A 22,270-nucleotide genomic window follows, 5' to 3' on the forward strand; every position below is an offset into this window, starting at 1 on the left:
GGGTCGAATCCCGCGCGGGTCCCTGCAAGATCGGTGAAACGGCGTACAACCGCGAACGGTTGTACGCCCTACGTCTCCGGCGCCACTGCGATGCGCGCTTCGCCGCGGCGGATCCACTCGGCGTAGCGCGCCGGGATGTGCCCGTGCACCGCGCCGGCGGTCACCGTGGCGGCGTAGTCGCAGATCGCCTGCTCGCCCTCCCCGCCGCGGCGGTAGAGGGTCCAGCGCACCCGGGTACCCTCGGCCAGGGTGCAGGGCACTTCGAAACGTGGCGAGCCTTCGGCGTAGCCGACGTGGAAGTCGTCCGGCATGGGCCCGCCGGGGAAGCCGGCGGCGCCCAGGAAGCCGAACATCGAATCGTGCTGCAGCAGGCTGCGCCGCGCGTAGGGCCAGACGTAGCGGCGCAGGAAGTGCTGGTCGGCGAAATGCCGCGAGGCCAGCGGCTCGGCGAAGAACGGCCGGAGCAGCTCCACCAGCGGCGGCAGCGCCCCGCCCACCGCGCCCCACAGGCCGGCCAGGAGCAGCTCGGTGTGGGTGCCGTTGTCGCGCAGGGCATGGAAGCGCCTGTCGCTGGCCAGCCATTCGGCCACCGCCTCGGCCTCGCGTTCGCTGATCACCGAGTCGGCGTCGCGGAACAGGATGCGCTGGGCCTGCGTATCGTCCAGCGCCAGGAAACGCCACATGGGCCCCGGCCACTGGCGCACGGCCTCGTCGACCAGCACCACTTCGCCACCGTTGTCGCGCAGGCGGCGGACGATGGCCTCGGGCACGCTGTCGTCGATGTAGAAGCGGCAGGTCCAGTGCGGGTAGATGCGCGGCTGCTCCAGCACGTTGAGCACCGCCGTCTCGCAGTACTTGGCGCTGGCGCCGAACAGCGAGAAGGCGATCAGGTTGCGCCCGCGGGTGGCGGCGCTGGGTGGTGGCGGCAGCGGCGGCAGGGCGTGGGCCAGCGGCGGCTCGACGCCGAACTGGCGGTCGCGCAGGGTCAGCGCGTGCAGGCCGTGCTGACGCACCTGGTCCCACTGGCGCAGCGCGCAGTGGGCGTGGGACAGGGCGTCGAACAGCGCCAGGCCGGTGCCGCCGGCGGCCAGGGCGCGGCCGGCGTGCTCGACGGCCTGCTGCCAGCGCTCCAGCTTGATGCAGTTGACCGCCGCGTCGGTCCAGGCCACCGCCAGCTGCGGCCAGCGCCGGGCGGTCTGCAGGCACAGTTGCAGGGCCTCCTCATGCCGGCCCTGGGCGTAGAGCGCGCTTGCGCGCCTGCCGGCGGCCTCCACCTCGCGGCGCTCGCGGTAGCTGGGGGTGCGTTGCTTGGCCATGGCGCCTCCTCAGCGTTCGCGCAGCGCTTCGCGGGCGCGGTTGAGCGGCTTGGTCAGGTAGTCCCAGACGGTCTTGCTGCCGGTGTGCACGTCCACCGTGGCGACCATGCCGGGGAAGATCGGGAAGCTCTTGCCTTCCTTGTTCTGCAGCGAGTCGGTCTGGGTGCGTACGAACACGCGGTAGTAGTACTGGTCGCGGCGCACCTCGTCCTGGATGGTGTCCGGCGAGATGTGCGTCACCTTGCCGTCCAGGCCGCCGTAGATGGCGTAGTCGTAGGCGCTGATCTTCACCGTGGCCGGCTGGCCGGGGTGGATGAAGGCCACGTCGCGCGGCGAGATGCGCGCCTCCACCAGCAACTGGTCCTCCACCGGCACTATGACCATGAAGCGGCCGTTGGGCGGGATGACGCCGCCGACGGTGTTCACCTCGATGTCCTTGACGATGCCGCGCACCGGCGAGACCACGGTCAGGCGCGACAGCGAGTCGGCGCGGCCGCGGGTCACCGACTGCTGCGCCTCCACCTCGCCATTGGCCTTGGCCAGTTCCTCGCGGGCCTTGACGTAGTACTGGTTGCGCGTCTCGGTGGCCTTGAGCTCCAGCTCGTTGGCCTGGCGCTTCAGGCGCAGCACCTCGACGTTGCTCGCCGCGCCGATCTCGGCCAGGCGCGTGGTCAGCTTCAGTTCCTTGCGGACCAGCGCCAGGGCCTCGTTGATGCCCTGCAGGCTCTTCTGCAGGCTGTCGCGCCGCGACTTGTACAGGGCGGTCTCGGACCTCACCAGGTCCGGCTCCTCCAGCACTTCCGGGGGGAACACCAGTTCGCCGCCGTCCACCTCGGCGCGCAGGCGCGCGGCCATGGCCAGGGCGGCGCGCAGGCGCGAGGCGCTCTCGCCCACCGAGGACTCGGTCTTGGTGCGGTCGAGCTGGGCCAGCACCTGGCCGGCGTCGACGCGGTCGCCCTCCTTGACCCGCAGTTCGGCGAGGATGCCGCCCTCCAGGGACTGCACCACCTGCTCGCGGGAGCTGGGGATCACCTTGCCGGTGCCGGTGGAGACTTCGTCGAGCTCGAACAGGTAGGCCCAGGCGAACAGCAGCAGCATGCCGCCTAGCACGCACCAGACCAGCCAGGCGGCGCGGGGCGCGCGCTCCTTCGCCTGGAAATAGGGGGCCAGGGGCGCGGCCCCGGGCGCTTGAATCGAATTGGCTTGCATGGTCACTCCCGACACGGGCCAGGGCCCGCGTCCTCTGCGAATTGCGTGGGCGGCCTCAGGCCACCGCCGGGGCCTTCTCGCCGGGTTTGGCCGGCGGCGGGCCGGCGAGCTTGGCCAGCACCGCCTGCTTGGTGTCGTCGAGCACGACGCGGCCGTTGTCCACGACGATGATGCGGTCGACCCACTTGAGCACCGCCGGGCGGTGGGTCGCCACCACCAGGGTGCGCGACTTCAGCCAGGGCTCCAGGTGGCGGATCAGGGCCTGCTCGCCCACCTCGTCGAGCCAGGCGGTGGGCTCGTCGAGCAGCAGCACGCGCGGCTGGCGCAGCAGCGTGCGGGCCAGCAGCAGGCTCTGGCGCTGGCCGCCGGAGAGGCCGCGGCCGCCCTCCTGGACCATGTGCTCCAGGCCGTCGGGCAGGGCCTGCACCAGGCCCAGGGCGCCGCTCAGGCGCAGGGCCTCGAGCAGCTCCTCGTCGCTGGCGTTGGGCCGGCCCATGCTCAGGTTCTCGCGCAGGGTGCCGAAGAACAGGTTGGCCTGCTGGCTGAGAAAGGCCACGTCGCGGCGCACGTCGTAGGGGTCGATCAGTTCCAGGCGCAGCGAGTCGAGCAGCAGGCTGCCCTCCTGCGGCCGGTACATGCCGGCCAGCAGTTGCAGCAGGCTGGACTTGCCGGCGCCGTTGCGGCCGAGGATGGCGACCTTCTCGCCGGCGGCGATGCGCAGCTGGGCCACCTCGATGGCCGGGCGCTTGTCGTCCTGGCCGTAGCGGAAGCGCACGCCTTCGAGCTGGTAGTCGCCGTGCAGCACCGGACGGTGCAGGCGCTTGCCGCCCTCGGCGCTTTCCACCGGGCGCTTCATCAGTTCTTCCAGGCCCTCGCGGGCGACCTTGGCCTGCTGCCAGCGCGACATGATCCCGGAGATCTGCGCCAGGGGCGCGATCATCCGCGAGGACAGGATGGACATGCCGATCAGCGCGCCGGTGGTCATGTCGCCGCTCATCACCTGGAAGCAGCCGACCAGCACCACCAGCACGTACACCAGGGTCTGCACTTCCTGGGTCCAGGCCATGAGCGCGCCGGTGATGAAGCGCTGGCGCATGCTGACGGTGGCCGAGACCTCGTTGAGGTGGTTCCACTGGTTCTGGAAGCGCTGCTCGGCGCGCAGTTGCTTGACGTCCTCGATGCCCTGCACCGCCTCCACCAGCATGGCGTTGCGGATCGCCGACTCGCGCATGCCCTCCTTGGACAACCGCCCCAGCGGCTTCTGCGCCAGCAGGCCGGGGATCAGCAGCAGCGGCAGCACCGCCAGCGGCACCAGGGCCATGCTCCCGCCCACCGACCAGAGCACCACCAGGAACAGGAAGAAGAACGGCAGGTCGGCCAGCGCGCCCAGGGTGGTCGAGGTGATCAGCTCGCGCACCTGCTCCATCTCGCGGATCTGCGAGATGAACGAGCCGGTGGACTTGGAGATGGCCTCGTTGCGCAGGCGCAGGGCGTGGCCGAAGACGCGGTCGGAGATGCGCAGGTCGGCGCGCTTGCCGATCAGGTCGGAGATGTGGGTGCGCGCCAGGCGCATGCCGAAGCCGATGAGCACCGCCAGCATCACCCCGCCGAACAGCACCCACAGGGTCGGCTCGGATTGCGCCGGCACCACGCGGTCGTAGACCTGCATGGAGAACAGCATGGAAGCCAGGGCCAGCACGTTGGCCACCAGCGAGGCGAGCATCACGTCGCCGTAGCGCCGCCAGTCGCGCAGCACCAGGCTCCAGAACCAGTTGGGCTGGTAGGGCTTGATGTAGTCGTCGACGCGCACGTCCGCCACCGCCACCTCGGGGCGCAGGCGGTACACCCGCTGCACCCGCTCGGCCACTTCGGCGGCCGGCAGCGCCTGCAGCACGCCCTGCTCGCCGCTCAGGCGCACACCGACGCCACCGTTGCCGTCGACGCTTTCGATCAGCCCCACCTGGCCGCCGGAGAACTGCGCCAGCACCGGCAGCCGCCAGGGGTCGAGCACGCCCTTGTCCAGGGCCTCGGCGCGCAGCGTCAGGCCCATGTCGCGGGCCATGTGCTGCAACTGGCCGTCCAGGTCCAGGCCGCGGTGCCATTCCAGGCCGACGCGGACGCGCTCCTCGGATACGTCCAGGCGGTAGTGCCGGGCCACCATCAGCATGGCTTCCAGCCAGGGGGCGCTGTCGGCCACCGGGCGTTGCGCTTGCGCGGTCATAGGGAATCACTCTCGAGTTGGAAGACGTCGTGCATCCGTCCGGTGGCGTTGATGAAGGCCACCTGGGCGCTCCACAGGTCATGGCGGGCGTTCACCGAATCGCTCTGCGCCTGGAAGATCTCCTGCTCGGCGTTGAGCAGGTCGAGCAGCGTGCGGGTGCCCAGCGACAGGTACTGCTCGCGGTACAGGCGCTGGGTGTCGACGATGCTCTTCTGGCGGTCGGCGAGCACCCGCAGGCGCTCGTCGAGGCCGCCCATCTGCTCCTGCAGGGCGGTCCACTGGTCGCGAGCCTCCAGTTGCCGGGTGTGTATGCGCTCTTCCGCCGCCCGCAGTGCCTGGCCGGCGCCGCGCACCCGCGCCGAGGGCGCGCCGCCGGCGAAGAGGTCGTGCTTGACGCCGAGGGTCAGGGTGTAGACGCGCTCGCCGGCCATGTCGCCGGCATTGCCGAAGTACTTGTTGACGCCGCCGTCGACGGTGAAGGTCGGCCGGGTGTTGGACCGCGCCAGGGACAGCTGGGCCTCGGCCTCCTCGCGCTCGGCCAGGGCCATGCGCACGCTCACCGGCATCTGCGGGTTCGGCTCGATCAGCCGGGCGGCCCGCTGCAGGCGTTCGGCGGGCACGCTGACGGCGGCCTCGCTCACCTCGCGGCCGATCATGGTGCGCAGCTTGCTCTTCTGCTGCTGCAGCTGGGTCTGGATGGCCAGCAGCGAGGCCTCGGCCGCCTCCACCCGCGACTGCGCCTGGATCAGGTCGGCCTGGGTGCTGGCGCCCTCGTCGGCGCGCTGCCGGGCCAGTTGCCGCAGGCGCTGCAGGCTGTCCACCAGGGTCCGGGCGCTGTCGCGCAGGGCGCGGTAGCGGGCGACCTCGATCAGCGCCTGGGCCGATTGCCGGGCGACCTCGTCCACCTCGCTCATCAGCTGGAAGCGCTGCACGCGCACGCCGGCCTCGGCGCCCTTGACCGCGTTGGCCACCTTGCCGAAGTCGTAGATCATCTGCGAGGCGGACAGCGACAGGTTCTGCCCGCTGCCGTAGGCGCCCTGCCTGCCGGTGTTGAGGCCGGTCTGGATGGTCGGCAGGTAGCCGGCCCTGGCCACGTTGATCGCTTCGCGTTGCTGGTCCAGCTGGGCGGCGGCATCGCGGATCGACGGGTAGGTTTCCACCGCCAGGCCGACCGCGCGCCACAGGTCCAGGGCACCGCCCTGCCCCGCCCCGGTATCCGCCGGCTGCCAGTCCCGGGCCAGGTGATCGACCGACAGGTCCAGCCTGGGCTGCGCACCGGCCCGCGCCACGGCCTGGCGCACCGCCGTGGCCGCGGGCGCCGCCGGCACGGGCGCGGCGGCGTCCAGCCACTGGCATTCGGGCCGGCAGACCATGCGCTTGCCGTTTTTGCCAGCAGTCTCGCCGGCAACTGCCAGAGAAGAAAATGCCAGGCAAGCCAACATTCCCCAATACAGTTTATTGAGATACATCCGAACCACCCTGAAAAACCGAGGCGGCAATACTACGGATCACCGCAAAGGCTATCTTTGAGAGAACATCCGAAAATGCCGTTTATTACTGATGCCTATCAGTCTATTACCCGACAACTCGTCCCATCAGAGGATAAATACGAACCAGCATGTAGGATTTTTCTTATACAAAAAACCAAAAATCCATCAACTCCGACCTGAACCGGCAGGATCTTCCCTAAATTCGACACAATAAAAAACCACTACCGAAGCAGTGGTTTTCGATACAACCAGCATGACTCGCACCAGCACGGCTTATTATTTTCAGTCCGCATAGATATAGCGAATTATTTTCCGCCCCATGAAGTTCGGCAAACCCGGGCAATGGAAACTGCACAAGCGAATATGCGACAGAGCCTGCCGTTTACCGGCAGGCTCCGAGACAGCTAAAGGCCACCCGATGGGCGATGGCCTCTTCTGGGGATCAACGCGGGCTCACAGAACCGCCGTTGCCGCCGCTGCCGCCGATCAGGCCGCCCAGCAGACCGCCGCCGTTGCCGACCTGCGGTGCCGGGTAATCCATGCGCCACCAACCTTCTGCGTTGCCGTTGAAGGTTTGCAGCGACATGTCCCAGCCATTCACCAGACCGTAGGTAACCGCATGAATGACGCCAAGAACGCCACCGATGACACCACCGAAGGCACCACTGGCGACACCAACGCCCAGGATGCCACCCACGGAGCCACCGGTTACCACGCCCTTGGCGACACCGGTGCTGAGGGACAGCGGGACCAGCATGATGGCCGCACCGATGCGACCGACCACGTCCTCGATGATACCCGCGCCCGCTACCATCTCGATTTCTTGCATTTTCAGTTCTTGCATTTGGATAGACTCCTTGCAGCTAACAGAATTGCCGCTTTCAAATCACGGCTCATTTTCTCGACATACCGCCACCGATATGAACAGCAATAGCAAGGCCGTCTGAAGCTTTCCAAGAATGATCCGCAACAACCAATATCCACGGCAAAAGCCCAGCCAAGGATCGTGGCTTGTTGATCAACCGGAAGTACTTCAGCCCAAGGCCATTTCAATTACCACGCGGAGACTCCGCGACAATTTCGGCGCCGGCTATTTCGCAACAAGCACAAGGCCGATGCGACAGGTAAATTCTTGTTGATCAAACTACTGATGACAACCCAAAAACACTGGAAAGTGCCATCATCAGGAATTCGCAGGATATGGCCGGCAGAATACAACCCGATAGTTTGGAATTTTCATACAAGGACTTCTCATGCGGCTCGTTTCAATAAAACTGCTGAATCCTGCACAACGCCGGAAACCGGGAAGTTTCCAACAGCAGCGAACGACAGGCAGTACCTGGAGAATGTCGGAAGCCACCACCGCCTGGTGGTGGCTGCGTTGCTTTAATCGGTCAATCAGCGCGGACCATTGCCGGTGCCACCACCGAGATAACCGTCGTAGCCCTGGCCGGTGGCCGAACCCGGCAGGCCAATGATGTCGTTCCATACATCGCCCAGCGCCTGGACCTGGGAGCCGGTCCCCTGGGCGATGCCGTTGATAAGGCCGAAGACCGCGCCCCAGATGGTGCCGAAGGCACCGACGATGATCCCGGCGGCCGGCGCCAGGATATGACCGATGCCCCCGAAGTTGTTGATGGCGATGGTGCCGCCGCGCCAGGCGGTGCCCATGGCGCCGGCGAAGATACCGAGCAGGCCGCCGCCGATGCTGTCGAGGATACCGGTGGTGGCGCCGCCGGCGATCATTTCGAGTTCCTGGCTGTTGAGTTCTTGCATGATGGACTCCTTGCAGGTTGATGGATCTGAAGTTGGTAATGCATACACCGCCCGCCAACAGCAGGCGGCGATATCAAGTGCATGAAATGCAATGACACCTGGAGTTTATTTTCATGAGTACCCACAGCGATTAATAAACCCCTGAGAACAGGCATATTAGGAAGTCAGGTGTCAGGTAAACGGCCGAACTCGGCCACTTCGTACAAGCGCCCCTCAACAGCAGCTCACCCGGTCAATGGCAGCCTGCGCCGCGGGCAGAAAAAAAGCCGCCTGGAGGATTCCAGCGCGGCTTCAGTGTCGATGTCAGCGGGGGCCGGGCCTTGCCCGCAGGCATTCAGCGCAGCGCCCAGAACCCCAGGCGACCGAGCCCGGCCGCCAATTGCAGGCGGGCGCTCTGCCAGTCGGCCAGCGCCCGGATGTGCTGTTCGCGGGCGTCGGCGTAGGCGCTGAGGGCGTTGAGCAGCTCGATCATGCTGCCGACGCCCGCCCGGTAACGCCCCTGGGTCACTTCCAGCGCCTGGCGCGATTGCGCGACCAGGGCGTCGGTACTGTTCAGGCTCTGGCTGTCCACCATCAGCCGCTGGTAACTGCCCCAGACCAGCAGCGAGACCTGTTGCTCGGTACCGGCCAGGGCCGCGCGGCTGGCCTGGACCTCGGCCTTGGCACCGCGCACCCGGTAGTTGCGCTCGAAACCTTCGAACAGCGGGATGTTCAGCTGCAGGCCGATACTCGTATCGCGCTGCCGGGTGTCACCATTGAGCGCACGCGGCAGATCATTGCGCGAGTGGCTGAGACTGCCGGTCAGCGCCAGGGTCGGCAGGCCCTCGGCGCGAACCTCGTGCACCCTCTGGCTGGCGGCCTCGACCCGGGCCTGGGCGGCGATCAGCTGCGGGTGCCGGTCGCGCGCCTGGGCCAGCAGGCGATCGATGGCACTGACGAAGGTGGTGTCGGGCATCAGCGCCAGCTCGCTGGTCAGCTGGAAGCGGCTTTCCGCCGGCAACCCCATGCGCAGCGCCAGCACCCCGAGGGCGTTGTCCAGGTTGCCGCGGGCGCGCACCAGGCGCAGCTCCGATTGCGATTGTGCGGTCTGCGCCTGCAGGCGGTCCGACAACGCCGCTGCCCCGGCCGCATATTTGGCATCGGCGGCCTGGTAGTTCTCCGCGGCCATGTCCCGCACCTGCTCCGCGGCGGCCAGCGTGTCCTGGGCGGCCAGGGCGTCGTAGTAAGTCTGCGCGGCATCGACGAAGGCACTCTGCAGCATCGCCTGGTGGCTGGCGTTGGCCGCCACCAGCAGTTGCCGGGCACTGCGCAGGGCGGCGCGGCGCCGGCCGAAATCGAACAGCACCCAGCTCAGCTCGAGGTTGGCATTGAGCGACTTCTGGCGCGCCGAGCTTTCTACGCCGTCGAAATCCAGGTAGTCGGTACGGCTACGGCCGTCACTGCTGCCGAGGCTGGCGCCCAGGCGCGGCAGGTAGGCCGACCAGGCCACGCCCAGCTGCGCGGCCTGGGCCTTGGCCTCGGCCCAGGCCTGGGCGGTCTGCGGATCATGGCAGAGAATCCGCTCTATGGCCTCGTCCAGCGCCAGCTCCTCGGTCGGCGCGTTGAACAGGCAAGCCACCCCGCCACGGTGCGACTCGGCGATGTTTTCCGCGGCCACCGAGCGCTCGGTACGGAATACATCCGGCCCGGCCAACACGGGGCTGGCGCTCAGTACCAGGCTGCACAGGAGCAGACGCTTCATAGCGGTGCGCCCTCCAGGTCGTGGCGGTTGCGTTGTTCCGCGCTCACCCGGCCAGCACCGAGCAGCACCACGCGGTCGGCCGAAGCGATGGTCTCCGGGCGGTGGGCGACCATCACCCGGGTGATGCTCAGCGAACGGATGGCTTCGTTGACGCGGCGCTCGCAGTCCACGTCCAGGTGGCTGGTGGCTTCGTCGAGGAAGAGGATCTTCGGCTGCTTGTACAGCGCCCGGGCCAGCAGCACGCGCTGTTTCTGGCCGCCGGACAGCACCGTGCCCATGTCGCCGACCAGGGTGTTGTAGCCCATGGGCGCGGCCATGATCTCGTCGTGGACCGCCGCCAGGCGCGCGCACTCCATCACCCGCTCCATGTCCAGCGCCGGGTCGAAGAAGGCGATGTTCTCCGCCAGCGAGCCGGCGAACAGGCTGTCGTCCTGCAGCACGGTGCCGACCACGCTGCGCAGGCCGTCCAGGCCGATCTGCGACAGCTCCATGCCGGCCACGCGGATCTGCCCGCCGGTGGGCGGCAGGATGCCGAGCATGACGTTGATCAGGGTGCTCTTGCCGCAACCGGACGGTCCGACGATGGCCACCGATTCACCGGCGCGGATGTTCAGGTCGATGCCGTCGAGCACATAGGGCTCGTTTTCCGAATAGCGGTAGCGCAGGTCGCGCAGTTCGATGCTGAACTCGCGCTGCTGCAGCACCTCGGGGGGCGCACCGCCACCGACCTGCTCCGGCGGCTCGAGGACGATGTCGGCCAGGCGCTCGCCCTGCAGTTGCAGCATGCGCAGCTCGAAGAACTTGTCGATCAGGCTGCCCACGCGGCCGTCGAACTGGCCCTTGTAGGACTGGAAGGCCATGAGCATGCCCACGGTGAAATGCCCATCCATCACCATGCTCGCCCCCAGGTACATCACCAGCAGGTTCTCGATGCCGAACAGCAGGCCATTGACCTGGCTGTAGAACAGCCCCAGCTTCTGCGTGCGCAGGCTGGCGTTGATCTGCTCCACCAGCAGGCTCAGCCAGGTGGCGCGGCGCTCGTCCTGGCGCTGGAACAGCTTCAGCGGACGGACCCCGCGGATGGTCTCGAGGAAGTGCGTCTGCTGCCGCGCGGCATGGATGATCTCGTCCTCGGTGGCATTGCGCAGCGGTTGATACCAGGCCCAGCGCACCAGCGCGTAGAGGGTCATGCAGACGATGGCGATGCAGGCCAGCATCGGGCTGTAGACGAACATCATGGCCAGGGTGGCGACGGTCATCAGGCCATCGAGCACCGCCACCAGGAAGGCCGAGGTCAGGGTGCCCTGGATGCTGTCGACGGCGCCGAAGCGCGAGACGATGTCGCCCAGGTGACGCTTCTCGAAATACTGCGTGGGCAGGTTGAGCAGGTGGGTGAAGACGTTGGCCCGCCACTGCACGTTGAGCAGCGTGCCCATGTGCATGCCCACCCACTGGCGCACCGCGCTGATGGCCTGCTGCATCAGCATCATCAGGCCGAAGCCGATCAGCAGCGTGGTGAGCAGGTCACGGTCGTTGCTGGGGATGACGTTGTCGATGGTCCACTGCATGAAGAACGGGCTGACCAGGGCGAATACCTCCAGGGCCAGCGACAGCAGCAGCACCTGGCCCAGGGAACGGTACAGGCCACTGACCTTGCCGAGCATGCCGAGCAGACGCAGGCTCGGCTTGGCCTCCTTCTTCTGGAAGTCGGTGTCCGGCCACAGCTCCAGGGCCACCCCGGTGAAGGAGCGCGACAGCGCCGCAAGATCCAGCTTGCGGATGCCGTGGGCCGGGTCGTGGATCACCGCGCCGCGCCGGCTCACCGACTTGAGCACGACGAAGTGCTTGAAGTCCCAGTGCAGGATGCAGGGCGTGCGCAGCTTGGGCAGATCATTCAGGCCCAGCTTCAGCGGGCGCGTGGCCATGCCCAACTGCTGCGCCGCCTGGATCAGTTGCTTGAGGGTGATGCCCTTGAGCGAGACGTTGAAGCGCTGGCGCATCTCGCGCAGGTCGTTGTGGCAGCCGTGGTAGCCGGCGACCATGGCCAGGCAGGCGATGCCGCACTCGGCGGCCTCGGTCTGCTGGATGATGGGCAGGCGCCGGCCGAAGCGCAGCGCCAGGGAGTCGAAGATAGCCATGCGGCACGTTCCTCAGAGTTTGCCGGTCAGGCTGTAGAGGGGTTCGAGGACCCATTCGTAGAGTTTTCGGGTTTCCTGCAGCAGGTCGGCTTCCAGCAGCATGCCGCTCTGCAGCGGGCGCGGCTGGCCGTAGGCTTTCACCTGCTGCTCGTCCAGCTGCACGCGGATGCGGTAGTACTGCTCGCCGCTCTGGCCCACGCCCGGCACGCTGCCGGCCATGGCCGCCAGCTCGTTGTACGGCAGCGAGGTGCGCGAGATGGACAGCACCTTGCCGCGGTACTGGCCGAACTTCTGGTACGGGTAGGCCTGGTAGCGGATCAGCGCCGGGCCGCCGACCTTGATGAAGCCCACCGCGCGGCTCGGCGCGTAGAGTTCGGCGACCAGCTCGGCGTTCTCCGGGACGATGCTCAGCAGCGGCCGCGAGGGGTCGACCAGTTGGCCGACCTCGGCCAGCACCGCGGTGGCGATGCCCGCCTCCGGCGCCACGATGCGCAGGGTGCGCTTGGCCTCGCTCTCGCCCAGCTGCTGGTGCACGCCGTTGAGCTGGCGCTGCAGTTCGGCGCGCTGGTTGGCATGGCGCGCGTCGAGCCCGTCGAGGCCGGCCTGCTGCTCACGCAACTGCTGTTGCAGCGCCATGCGCTCGCGCTCCAGGCGCTGCAGGGTCTGGCGCTGGCCGAGCTGGTCGGCCTGGCGCTGCTGGAACTGGTCCATGGAGATGTAGCCTTTCTCCATCAGCCCGCGGTAGCGTCCTTCGGCGTCGCCGGCGATGGCCACCAGTTGGCGCTGGCTGTGCAACTGGGCGGCCTGGGTGGCCAGTTCGTCGCGCAGGCTGACGACCTTGGCCTGCAGGCTGCGGCGCTCGTCGGCCTGCAGCCGCTGCAGCTTCTCCAGTTGCTGCTCCAGGGACTCGCGGCTGGCCTCCAGCCGGTGGCTGATGCCGGCCTGCACCGCCTGGTCCTGGCCGCTGTAGCGCTCGCTGGAAAGGCGCAGCAGAGTCTGGCCGCGCTCGACCTTCTGCCCTTCGCGCACGGATTTCTCGATGATCACGCCCATCTGCGGCGCGTGCACCTTGGCCTGGCCGTTGACCGGCAGCAGTTGCCCGACCACGGTGCTGCGCTTGGTGTAGCTGCCCCAGATGAAGAAGCCCATCACCAGCAGGGCGAACAGGGTGGCCAGGGCGGTGAGCACGCTGAAGGACAGCGGCCGTATCAGGATGATCGAGCCCAGCCATTGGGCGCTCTGCCCTTGCAGGGCCTCGGTGCGGAACAGCGGTGTTTCGGTACTCAAGGTAGGGACCACTTGTGTTGTCTTGGGGCGGACGGTCTTTCTACAGGGCGGAGCGCGGGTGGAAATACCGGGGATGTCCGATTCAGGAGCAGTAAAAAGACCTACATCGGCCAGATTTTTCTGAATGTCGACGAAAGACGCCGTGCCTGTTCCGAAGCTCGCGAACAAGCGTGCCCCTGCGAAAAAAAGCGGCGCCATCAAGGGGGAGAAAACCGGCGCCGCCAGAACGGATGAGTGCCCCGGCGCATGGGCGCCGGGGCGGTTCGGGGCCTCAGACCATGATCTGGTGGTTCTGGATCAGGGTCAGCAGGTCGGTACGGATACCCATCAGGTGGACCAGGTCGGTGGAGCCGACCTGGCTACCGATGCCGTCGCGGTCGACGCTGAGGATGGTGTTGTTGCCCTCGACGCGGGTCGACAGGTAGTCCAGCAGGCCCTGGGACGAGGCATCCAGCTGCAGCACGCCCTCATCCTTGACCAGGCTGACCGGGCCGCCGTAGCCGAGCATGCCGCGCAGGTCGACGATGTCGGCGTTGCTGTTGTTCAGCACGTTGCCCAGGCCGAAGCCGAACACCACGTCATGGCCGTTGCCGCCATCGGCGGAGATGTCCCAGCCGCTGGACGGACGGTAGACCAGGGTGTCGTTGCCACCGCCGAAGAGGTAGAAGACGTCGTCGCCGCCACGGCCTTCGAAGCGGTTGCTGGCCGCGTTGTCCATGAAGGCGTCGGCATGGGCGCTGCCCTTCAGGCCTTCGATGTTGAGCAGGGTGTCGTTGCCCATGCCCACCGACTGACCGCTCTGCAGGTTGACCTGCACGCCCTGCTGGGCGTGCTGGTAGTCGACCACGTCCATGCCCTGGGTGGCGCTCCAGACCTTACTGCCGTCGGTGAGGTAGTTCCAGCCGCCACCGCCATTGATGACATCGTTGCCTTCGGTGGCGGTGAAGCTGTCGTTGTAGCCGCTGCCCACGGTGCCGGCGCCCTGGCTGTCGAAGCTCACGGTCGGCTTGCCGGCGGTAAGCACGTAGGCGTGATCGGTGGCGCCGGCGACCAGGTTGCCCCAGGTCGGGTCGGTCAGGCCGAGGTCTTCCTCGAACCTGCCCGGCACGGCCAGGCCGGTGATCTTCGCGGCCAGCAGCTTGGCGCTGTAGACCTCGCTGGAGTCGAGCCCGTAGAAGTAGACCAGGCCGGAGCTGTCGTTGGTGACGCCGGACTGCGGGTTGATGACCTGCGTGGCGACCAGGCGGCCGGCCGAGTCGAACAGTTGCACGGTGTTGCCGTAGTAGCTGTTCAGGCCGTTCTTGTCGAGGATGCGCAGGATCAGGCTGGTGCCCTCGGCCACGTGGTTCTCGTTGCGGATCAGTACCGTGGGCGCCGAGTCGGTGATCATGCCCAGGTGCTTCTCGCCGGAGGTGCGGTACAGCAGCAGGTCGACGGCGCCGTCGAAGTCATAATCCACCGCCACGGCACCGGTGACGTTGCCGTAGGCCTCGTTGGCCAGCAGCTTGCCGGTGTTCATCCAGTCGCCATTGCCCTGGTTGAGGAACAGCACCGGAGACATGGGGGCGTTGGAGGCGGACTTCACGGCGTTCTGCCGCGGCGCCTCGATGACGTCCATCCTGCCATCGTGGTTCCAGTCCACGGCGAAGGAAACGCCGCCGTCGAAATGCACCAGTTGGCCGTCCTGGTTCTGGCCGAGGAAGTCGTTGAAGAACAGCGGATTTTCGTTGTCGATCCCCAGCCACTTGCCGTTGGCATCATTGCCCTTGTTCAGGTAGATGCGGCTGTCGTCGGCGTTGCCCTTTTTGCCGGTGGAGGATTGGCTGCCGCGGGCCAGGAACAGGTCCAGGTCGCCGTCGCCGTCGAAGTCGGCCCAGGTCATGGCGGTGGACAGGTTGCTGTGCTCCGTGCGGCTGGCGCTGTCGCTGCGGAACATATTGCCGAACGTCTGCTCCCTGCCGAAGGAACCATCATCCTGGGTCAGCAGCACGGCGAGGGCGGTATTGCCGTACTGGTCGTTGTGCCCTGCCAGGTCCACGGTGCCGTTGTTGTCCAAGTCGACGCCGCTGATCTCGGAGCCCCACCAGGTGTTGTTCTTCTTCTCCCCTTTCAGTACGCCGTTCTCGTTGCGGAGGAGGTTGAAGCCCCACTTGCCGATGCTGTTGTCGACCACGATGAAGTCGGTATAGCCGTCGCCGTTGCCGTCCCAGGCGATGACGCCGCCGATGTTCAGCGAGCTCGGGTTGTTCGCCCAGCCGGCGGTGTAGGTACCGTCGGCCTTCGCGGTCCATACCGGCAGGTTCGCGGAGTTGCCGCTGACGTGGCCGATCACGTCCATCAGGCCATCGCGGTTGTAGTCGGCGAAAGTGGCCCTGGAGATCATGTTGCCGTGGCCGTCGGCGGTGACCTTGCTCGGCTCGCTCAGGTAGCTGGCGCGGTAGTTTTCACGGTCGTAGCCGCTGTAGACGTGGCCGGCGTTCTTGTAGGTGTCGGAGCTCAGCGCATAGCCGGTGCTCTGGAAGAACGACCAGGTGCCATCGGCGCTCATGGTCATGGCCGCGGCATTGGAGCCGCGCTCGGACTGGACCGCGCCACCCCAATTGGTTTGCTGGACGCTGGCGCCCACCTCGTTGACCGGACGGTGGGCGTCGGTCAGCACTTGCGGGCCGAAGCCGGAGTTGTTGCCGGCCACGTCCCAGGTGACGAAGCCCAGCTGCTGCTGGCCATCGGCGAGGATGGCATCGAAGCTCCAGCGGCCGTCGTTGCCGGCCACCGCATGGCCGACGATCTTGTCCAGGCCTTCCTGGTAGCGGCCGTCGCGGTTGACGTCCTGGACCAGGGCCACGGTGGCGCCGGCTTCGGCCAGGCCATACTGGGAGCTGGAATAGTAGGCGCGCTCGCCACTGGAGGTCAGCGAGGCGATCTGCGGGGCGAAGGCGAAGGGCACCGGCGAGTCGAGGTCGACGATGAGCGTGCGCTCGCCGAGGCCAAGGGTGCTGCCGCTGTTGTCGGCCACGCGCAGTTCGACGTCCAGGCGCTGGCTGGCCAGCAGCGGGTCGCTGGTGTAGCTCCACAGCTGGCCGCCGTTGGACATGATGGTCTGCCAGGTCTTGCCGCCGTCCAGGGACAGTTGCAGGTGCTGGCCGATCTGCAGGGCCGCGCTCAGCTTGCCGGACAGGGTGACGCTGTTGTCGCGGGTGATGAAGTCGTTGTTCTGAGCGGTCTGCGCATTGCTGTACTGGCCGGCGATCTCCACCGCGGTGTCGGTGCCCAGATCGATGGTGGTGTGCATTTCCGGCAGCGGCACGCCGGCGTCGAATACCACCTCCTGGGCCGCGTAGGCGCTGGCCACCGGCTTGCCCTGGGCGTCGACCACGCGCACTTCGTAGCGAACCTGGGTGCCGAGGTTGTGCACGCTGGGATCGATGTAGATCCAGTCGGTGCCGAAGGCCTGCACGACCTTCCAGGTCTGGCCGCCGTCGACGCTGACCTGCAGCTTGGCGCCGGCCGGCAGCTCCTCGCTGAGGGTGCCCATCAGGGTGATCTTCGAGGCGCTGGTGATGAAGTCGCCTTCAACGCCGGTGTCCGGGGTGATGCCGGTGATGTACACCTTGATGCCTTCCAGCGGCGGCGGGGCCACTTCGCGGCTGATGGTGATCTGCTGGGCGGTCATCGCGCCCTCGTTGCCGGCGGCGTCGATGCTGCGCATCAGGTAGGTGTAGTTGCCGTTCTGCAGCTCGCGCACGTCCTGGTATTGCCAGTAGGTGCCGCCGACGGTGTCGACGTCCTGCCAGGTGACGCCGGTGTCCAGGCTGATCTGCAGCTTCTCGTTGGCGGCCAGCGGTACGTTCAGGGTGCCGTAGAGCAACGGCGAGGTGTCGGCGGTCACCAGCGGCTGTTCCGGACTGGCTTCGGCGACATTGCTGATCGTGGCCTGGGCCGATGGCGGGGTGCGGTCGAGGATGTAGGTGAAGGGCGAGCTGTAGCCGCTCTCCAGGCCATTGTCCTTGTCGGTGGCGGTGGCGCGCAGCACCTGCATACCCTCGTCCAGCAACGGCTCGCTCGGGGTGAAGCGCCAGGAACCGTTGCCCTGGACAGTGGTGCTGCCGAGCAGGCGGTCGCCATGGTAGACCTTGATCGTGTCGCCCGGCGCGGCACCGTTGCCGACGATGGATGGGGTAGTGTCGTCGGTGTAGCCGTTGAGCTGGACCATGCCCTGGTACTCGGGCCTTCCGGTGTCATCGAGGATGTACTGGATGTTCGGAGCGGGCGGCGCCACGGGAATGACGGGTTCGTCCTGAGACACGGCGTAGGCCGCGACATCCCGGAACGGGTTCTTGCTGACGGTCATGTACTACTCCTGAAGTTTTCTGTTGGCATGCGCCTGCCCGTATGCCCTGGGGCCAACCGGTTCGCAGGCGTGCGGCGATGTTAGAAAGCCATCCCAACGATGTATCTAAGGCGTGCCCTAAAGTCCGCCGACGTCCGTCGGCGCGCTGCATGGCACACAAAAAAGGCGGCATGGGCCAGGGCCCATGCCGCCTGGGTAGGAACCCCGGACCGACGCCAGGCGTCGGCCGGGGCCGGGTCGGTCAGACCAGGTGCTGCTGTTGCAGCGCCAGCAGGTCCTGCTTCACCAGCGAGTTGTCGAAGACTACCGGCTCGGCCACGGGCGCCGCCTGCGCCGCGGCTGCGCTCAGCAGCTCGGGCGCGGCGGGCTCGGCCACCGGCTCCCGGGCCTGCAGCAGGTCCGCCAGCGACAACGGCTTCGCCTCGGCGCGGGCTTCCTGCCCCGACGCCAGGGCGCCGAGCAGCCCCGCCACCAGTCCATCGCCGGCCTCGTAAGGCTCGGCCAGCACCTGCGGCTGCAGTACGCTGTCCTCCAGGAAGATGGTGTAAGGCCCGGACGACGGCAGATCCTCGGCGCCAACCACCAGGTCCACCGAACCATCGTCTTTGGCCAGGTGGGCCAGTTCACCGGTGGAGAAGGTCCAGTAGCCATCCGCGTCCACCACATGGGAACCCACCGCCACGCCGTTGGCGTAGAGCGTCACCAGGTTGCCCGGGGCACAGGAAACCTTGACCGTCAGATTGGTATCCTCGGTGAAGTCCTCCTTCTGCAGGAACACGCCCGCGACGTCGTCATACACATTGATGATCGACGGGTAGGGCGACGCTTGAATGGCCACCGTGAAGTCCCAGGCGTCGCTGAGCGGTCCCATGTTGCCAGCCTCATCCACGGCACAGGCCTGGAAGCTGTGGCTTCCGGTCGACAGCTGCAGGTAGGGCTCGAAGGCCCACTCCAGAGTGAGCTGGTTGACCGTGGCCGAGCCGAGGAAGGTGCCATTGTCGTAGACGTACACGTACTTCACGCCGAAGGTGTCCACCTGGCCGTAGAAGTTCGGCCAGGGGTCGTCGGTCTTGCCGCCGTTCGGCACATCGCCCCAGTCCGTCTCCGGATTCTGTCCGATCATGTCGTACAGCCCGAGGTTGGTGACCCGGCCCGGTGCGGTGATATCCACGGTGAAGTTCCAGCCAACGCTGCGCGCACCTTCGTTGCCGGCCTCGTCCACGGCCGCGGCACTGAAGCGGTGCACGCCTTCGTACAGCGCCTCGTCCGGGGTGAAGCTCCAGTTGCCCTCGGCGTCCACGGCGACGCTGGCGATCAGCAGGCTGCCGTCGTAGATGTTCACCCACTGGGCGCCACTGGCCTGGCCGCTGAAGGTCGGCGTGGCGTCGTTGGTCAGGCCGCTCTGGGCAATGGTGCCGGTGATCAGCGGCTCGTCGTCGACCAGGTCCAGGCCGCTGACGGCGCCGGGCACCTCGGTGTCGACGGTGAAGCCCCATTCGAGGCTTGCGCTCGGCGTACCGCTGGCGGTTTCGGCCACCAGGCGCAGGCTGTGCTCGCCGTCGGTCAGCTCCGGCAGTTCGAACTGCCAGTTGCCGTCGCCATCGACCAGCGCGCTGCCCAGCAGGACCTCGCCGTCATGGATGAGCACCCGCACCGCGCCATTGCCGGCCGTGCCGGACAGCATCGGTTGCGCGTCGTTGGTCAACCCGCCCTGGGCGATCTCGCCCACGATGCCTTCGACATCGTCGTACACCGAGTCGAGGGTAAGGGTCGGTACCTGGGCCTGCACCGTGAAGTCCAGCGACTCGTTGGGTTCACTGGCATTGCCGGCCGGATCGGTGATGACCACGCTGATGCTGTGGTCGCCCTCTTCCAGCGGCTGTTCCGGGGTGAACTCCCAGTGGCCGTTCTCGTCGATGACGACAGTACCGATCACCTCACCCTTGTCGAGGATGCTGACGGTGTCGCCCGGCTCGCCCGAGCCGCTGAGGGTCGGCTGGGTTTCGTCGGTCACGCTGCCCGGCTCGATCGGGCCGGTGATGGCGCCGGTGTTGTCCTCGGCGGTCACTACTTCCGGCTGTTCCGGGGCGGTGGTGTCGAGGATGACGGCGACCGGGGCGGTCTCGTCGCTGTGACGGCCAGCCTCGTCCTGCGCCTTGGCGGTGATGACCTTCTCGCCATCGCCGGCCAGCGGCAGTTCGGTGCTCCAGTTGCCGCTTTCGTCGGCGACCACGCTGGCAGCCAGCTCGCCGTTGACGTACAGCAGCACGAGGTTGCCGGCATCGGCGGTGCCCTTGAGCGACAGGCTGGTGTCGTCGGTGACGTCGCCGTCGTTGAGCAGGCCGCTGACCGAGCCGTGGTCATCGAGGATTTCACTGATGACCGGCAGTTGCGGCAGCGGGGTTTCCTCGCCCACCACGGTGAAGTCGATGCTTTCGCTGGCTTCGCCCACCTGGCCGATATCATTCACCGGACGGGCGGAGATGCTGTGCTCGCCGGAAGCCAGCTCAGGTGCCTGGAAGCTCCAGTTGCCTTCGCCGTCCACCTGGGCGGTGCCCAGCAGGGTCTCACCGTCGTAGATTTCCACGTACTGGGCTTCGCCTTCGACATGGCCCTGTACGAGCGGCGCAGCGTCGTCGGTGGAACCACCGTTGGCGATCATCCCTGTGACCGGGTCGATGTCGTCGATCAGCGCGATGCGGTCGATGACCATCGGCGCCACGCTGGTGTCGACGCTGAAGTCCAGCGATTCGCTGGGCTCGCTGGCGTTGCCGGCCGGATCGGTGATGACCACGCTGATGCTGTGGTCGCCCTCTTCCAGCGGCGGCTCGGGGGTGAATTCCCAATGGCCGTTCTCGTCGATGATGGCGGTGCCGATCTCTTCACCGTTGTCGAGGATGCTGACAGTATCGCCCGGCTCGCCCGAGCCACTGAGGGTCGGCTGGGTTTCGTCGGTCACGCCGCCCGCTTCGATCGGCCCGGTGATGGCGCCAGCGTTGTCCTCGGCGCTGACCACGTCCGGTTGTTCCGGGGCGGTGGTGTCGAGGATGACGGCGACCGGGGCGGTCTCGTCGCTGTGACGGCCAGCCTCGTCCTGCGCCTTGGCGGTGATGGCCTTCTCGCCATCGCCGGCCAGCGGCAGGTCGGTGCTCCAGTTGCCGTTTTCGTCGGCAATGACGCTGGCAGCCAGTTCGCCGTTGACGTACAGCAGCACGAGATTGCCGGCTTCGGCGGTACCACTGACGCTCAGGCTGGTGTCATCGGTGACGTCGCCGTCGTTCAGCGGGCCGGTGACCGAGCCCTCGCCATCGACGATCTCACTGATGACCGGCGCGCTCGGCGACGTCACCTCCGGCCCCACCACTTCGAAGCGGATGCTGTCGCTGGCCTCGCCATTCTTGCCGAGGCTGTCCACCGGAACGGCGCTGAGGACATGTTCGCCCGTGGCCCGTTCCGGCACCTCGAATTCCCAGTTGCCGTCTTCGTCCACCGGGGCGGAGCCCAGCAGGGTTTCGCCATCGTAGATTTCCACATAGGCGACGTTGGTGCCTTCGACGTGCCCCTTGAGCACCGGCGTGGTGTCATCGGTCTTGCCGCCATCGACAATGGCGCCGGTGACCGGGCCGAAGTCGTCGATCAGTTCGATCTGGTCGATGCGCAGGTCGGCCTGCGACGTGTCCACGGTCAGGTCGAACGGACGGGTCGGCCGGCTCTCGCTGCCGGCCTCGTCGCAAGCGGTGACGGTCAGGCGGTGTTCGCCTTCCTCCAGCTCCAGGTCCAGTCTCCATTCGCCGTATTCGTCGGCCGTGGTGCTGGCGATCAGTTTGCCGTTGTCATAGACCTTGACCAGCCCGTTGGGCTCGGCGTCGCCACCCTTGAGGGTCGGGTTGGCGTCGTCGGTGGTATCGCCGGAAAGCAGTGGCCCCGTGATCGCACCGACATTATCCAGCACGCTGTCGAGGACCGGGCGATCCGGAAGCTGGGTATCGATCACCAGGACGAATTCGGCCTGGGCCGAATTGCCGGCGGCGTTCTGCACCTCGGCGATGTAGACATGATCACCGTCGCTCTGCGACAGCGGCAGGCGCAGGCTCCAGTTGCCCTCGGCGTCGGCGACCACGCTGCCGTAGACCACCGGGCCTTCCTTGATGACCACCAGGGCGTCCGGGGTGGCGGTGCCCTTCAGGGTCGGGCGTCGATCGTCGGTCACGCCGCCGTCGAGAACCTCGCCGGTGATGTTGCCAACCTCGTCGATGGCCACGTCTATGGTCACGAACGGCGGAGCCGTATCGACCACGAATTCCAGCGCATCGCTCGGTTCGCCGGCGTTGCCGGCCGGATCGGTGACGACCACTCTGATGCTGTGGTCGCCCTCCTCCAGCGGCTGTTCCGGGGTGAATTCCCAGTGGCCGTTCTCGTCGATGACGGCGGTGCCGATCTCTTCACCCTTGTCGAGGATGCTGACGGTATCGCCCGGCTCGCCCGAGCCGCTGAGGGTCGGCTGGGCTTCGTCGGTCACGCTGCCCGCTTCGATCGGGCCGGTGATGGCACCGGTGTTGTCCTCGGCGGTCACCACGTCCGGTTGCTCCGGCGCAGTGGTGTCGAGGATGACGGAGACCGGGGCGGTCTCGTCGCTGTGACGACCGGCCTCGTCCTGCGCCTTGGCGGTGATGGCCTTCTCGCCATCGCCGGCCAGCGGCAGGTCGGTGCTCCAGTTGCCCTGTTCGTCGGCGACGACGCT

Annotated in this window: 12 protein-coding genes; 1 reads left to right on the forward strand and 11 read right to left on the reverse strand. The window is 67.0% G+C overall.

Annotation, left to right across the window (positions count from 1 at the left end):
• Nucleotides 1-68: 68 nt before the first annotated feature.
• From DK254_RS09130 to DK254_RS09150, 5 genes are all read right to left on the reverse strand, one after another.
• Nucleotides 69-1,316 carry a tetratricopeptide repeat protein gene (locus tag DK254_RS09130; protein WP_109933525.1) on the reverse strand — a complete coding sequence of 416 codons (1,248 nt, stop codon included), beginning with the start codon at nucleotides 1,314-1,316 and terminating at the stop codon, nucleotides 69-71.
• 9 nt (nucleotides 1,317-1,325) lie between these two features.
• Nucleotides 1,326-2,525: an HlyD family type I secretion periplasmic adaptor subunit gene (locus DK254_RS09135; RefSeq protein ID WP_109933526.1), complete on the reverse strand. Its 1,200-nt coding sequence runs from the start codon at nucleotides 2,523-2,525 to the stop codon at nucleotides 1,326-1,328.
• A gap of 55 nt (nucleotides 2,526-2,580) precedes the next feature.
• Nucleotides 2,581-4,746, reverse strand: a complete 2,166-nt coding sequence (locus DK254_RS09140; RefSeq protein ID WP_109933527.1) for a type I secretion system permease/ATPase — start codon at nucleotides 4,744-4,746, stop codon at nucleotides 2,581-2,583.
• Nucleotides 4,743-6,119: a TolC family outer membrane protein gene (locus tag DK254_RS09145; RefSeq protein WP_256595838.1), complete on the reverse strand. Its 1,377-nt coding sequence runs from the start codon at nucleotides 6,117-6,119 to the stop codon at nucleotides 4,743-4,745. The genes DK254_RS09140 and DK254_RS09145 overlap by 4 nt, the downstream gene beginning before the upstream one ends.
• Nucleotides 6,120-6,678: 559 nt before the next feature.
• On the reverse strand, nucleotides 6,679-7,080 hold the full coding sequence (locus DK254_RS09150; protein WP_109933529.1) for a hypothetical protein: 402 nt from the start codon (nucleotides 7,078-7,080) through the stop codon (nucleotides 6,679-6,681).
• Between the two features lie 291 nt (nucleotides 7,081-7,371).
• Between DK254_RS09150 and DK254_RS33775 the strand changes: the two genes are divergently transcribed.
• Nucleotides 7,372-7,626, forward strand: a complete 255-nt coding sequence (locus tag DK254_RS33775) for a hypothetical protein (protein WP_146219587.1) — start codon at nucleotides 7,372-7,374, stop codon at nucleotides 7,624-7,626.
• Nucleotides 7,627-7,634: 8 nt separating this feature from the next.
• Here the strand turns inward: DK254_RS33775 and DK254_RS09155 are convergent, their stop codons facing one another.
• The 6 genes from DK254_RS09155 to DK254_RS34505 all read right to left on the reverse strand — a co-directional run.
• Entirely contained in the window at nucleotides 7,635-8,012 is a 378-nt protein-coding gene (locus DK254_RS09155) for a hypothetical protein (protein ID WP_177412040.1), read from the reverse strand.
• 334 nt (nucleotides 8,013-8,346) lie between these two features.
• Nucleotides 8,347-9,753 carry a TolC family protein gene (locus tag DK254_RS09160; protein ID WP_109933530.1) on the reverse strand — a complete coding sequence of 469 codons (1,407 nt, stop codon included), beginning with the start codon at nucleotides 9,751-9,753 and terminating at the stop codon, nucleotides 8,347-8,349.
• On the reverse strand, nucleotides 9,750-11,891 hold the full coding sequence (locus DK254_RS09165) for a peptidase domain-containing ABC transporter (RefSeq protein ID WP_089390429.1): 2,142 nt from the start codon (nucleotides 11,889-11,891) through the stop codon (nucleotides 9,750-9,752). The genes DK254_RS09160 and DK254_RS09165 overlap by 4 nt, the downstream gene beginning before the upstream one ends.
• A gap of 12 nt (nucleotides 11,892-11,903) precedes the next feature.
• Nucleotides 11,904-13,160, reverse strand: coding sequence for an HlyD family secretion protein (locus DK254_RS09170; protein ID WP_176450310.1), 1,257 nt, complete (start codon nucleotides 13,158-13,160; stop codon nucleotides 11,904-11,906).
• A 289-nt stretch (nucleotides 13,161-13,449) separates the two neighbouring features.
• Nucleotides 13,450-17,529, reverse strand: a complete 4,080-nt coding sequence (locus DK254_RS09175) for a VCBS repeat-containing protein (RefSeq protein ID WP_109933531.1) — start codon at nucleotides 17,527-17,529, stop codon at nucleotides 13,450-13,452.
• 241 nt (nucleotides 17,530-17,770) lie between these two features.
• The coding region (locus DK254_RS34505; RefSeq protein ID WP_256595839.1) for an Ig-like domain-containing protein at nucleotides 17,771-22,270 on the reverse strand (4,500 nt) is incomplete at its 5' end.

Source organism: Pseudomonas sp. RW407 (genome assembly GCF_003176655.1).
Classification (GTDB): domain Bacteria; phylum Pseudomonadota; class Gammaproteobacteria; order Pseudomonadales; family Pseudomonadaceae; genus Pseudomonas; species Pseudomonas delhiensis.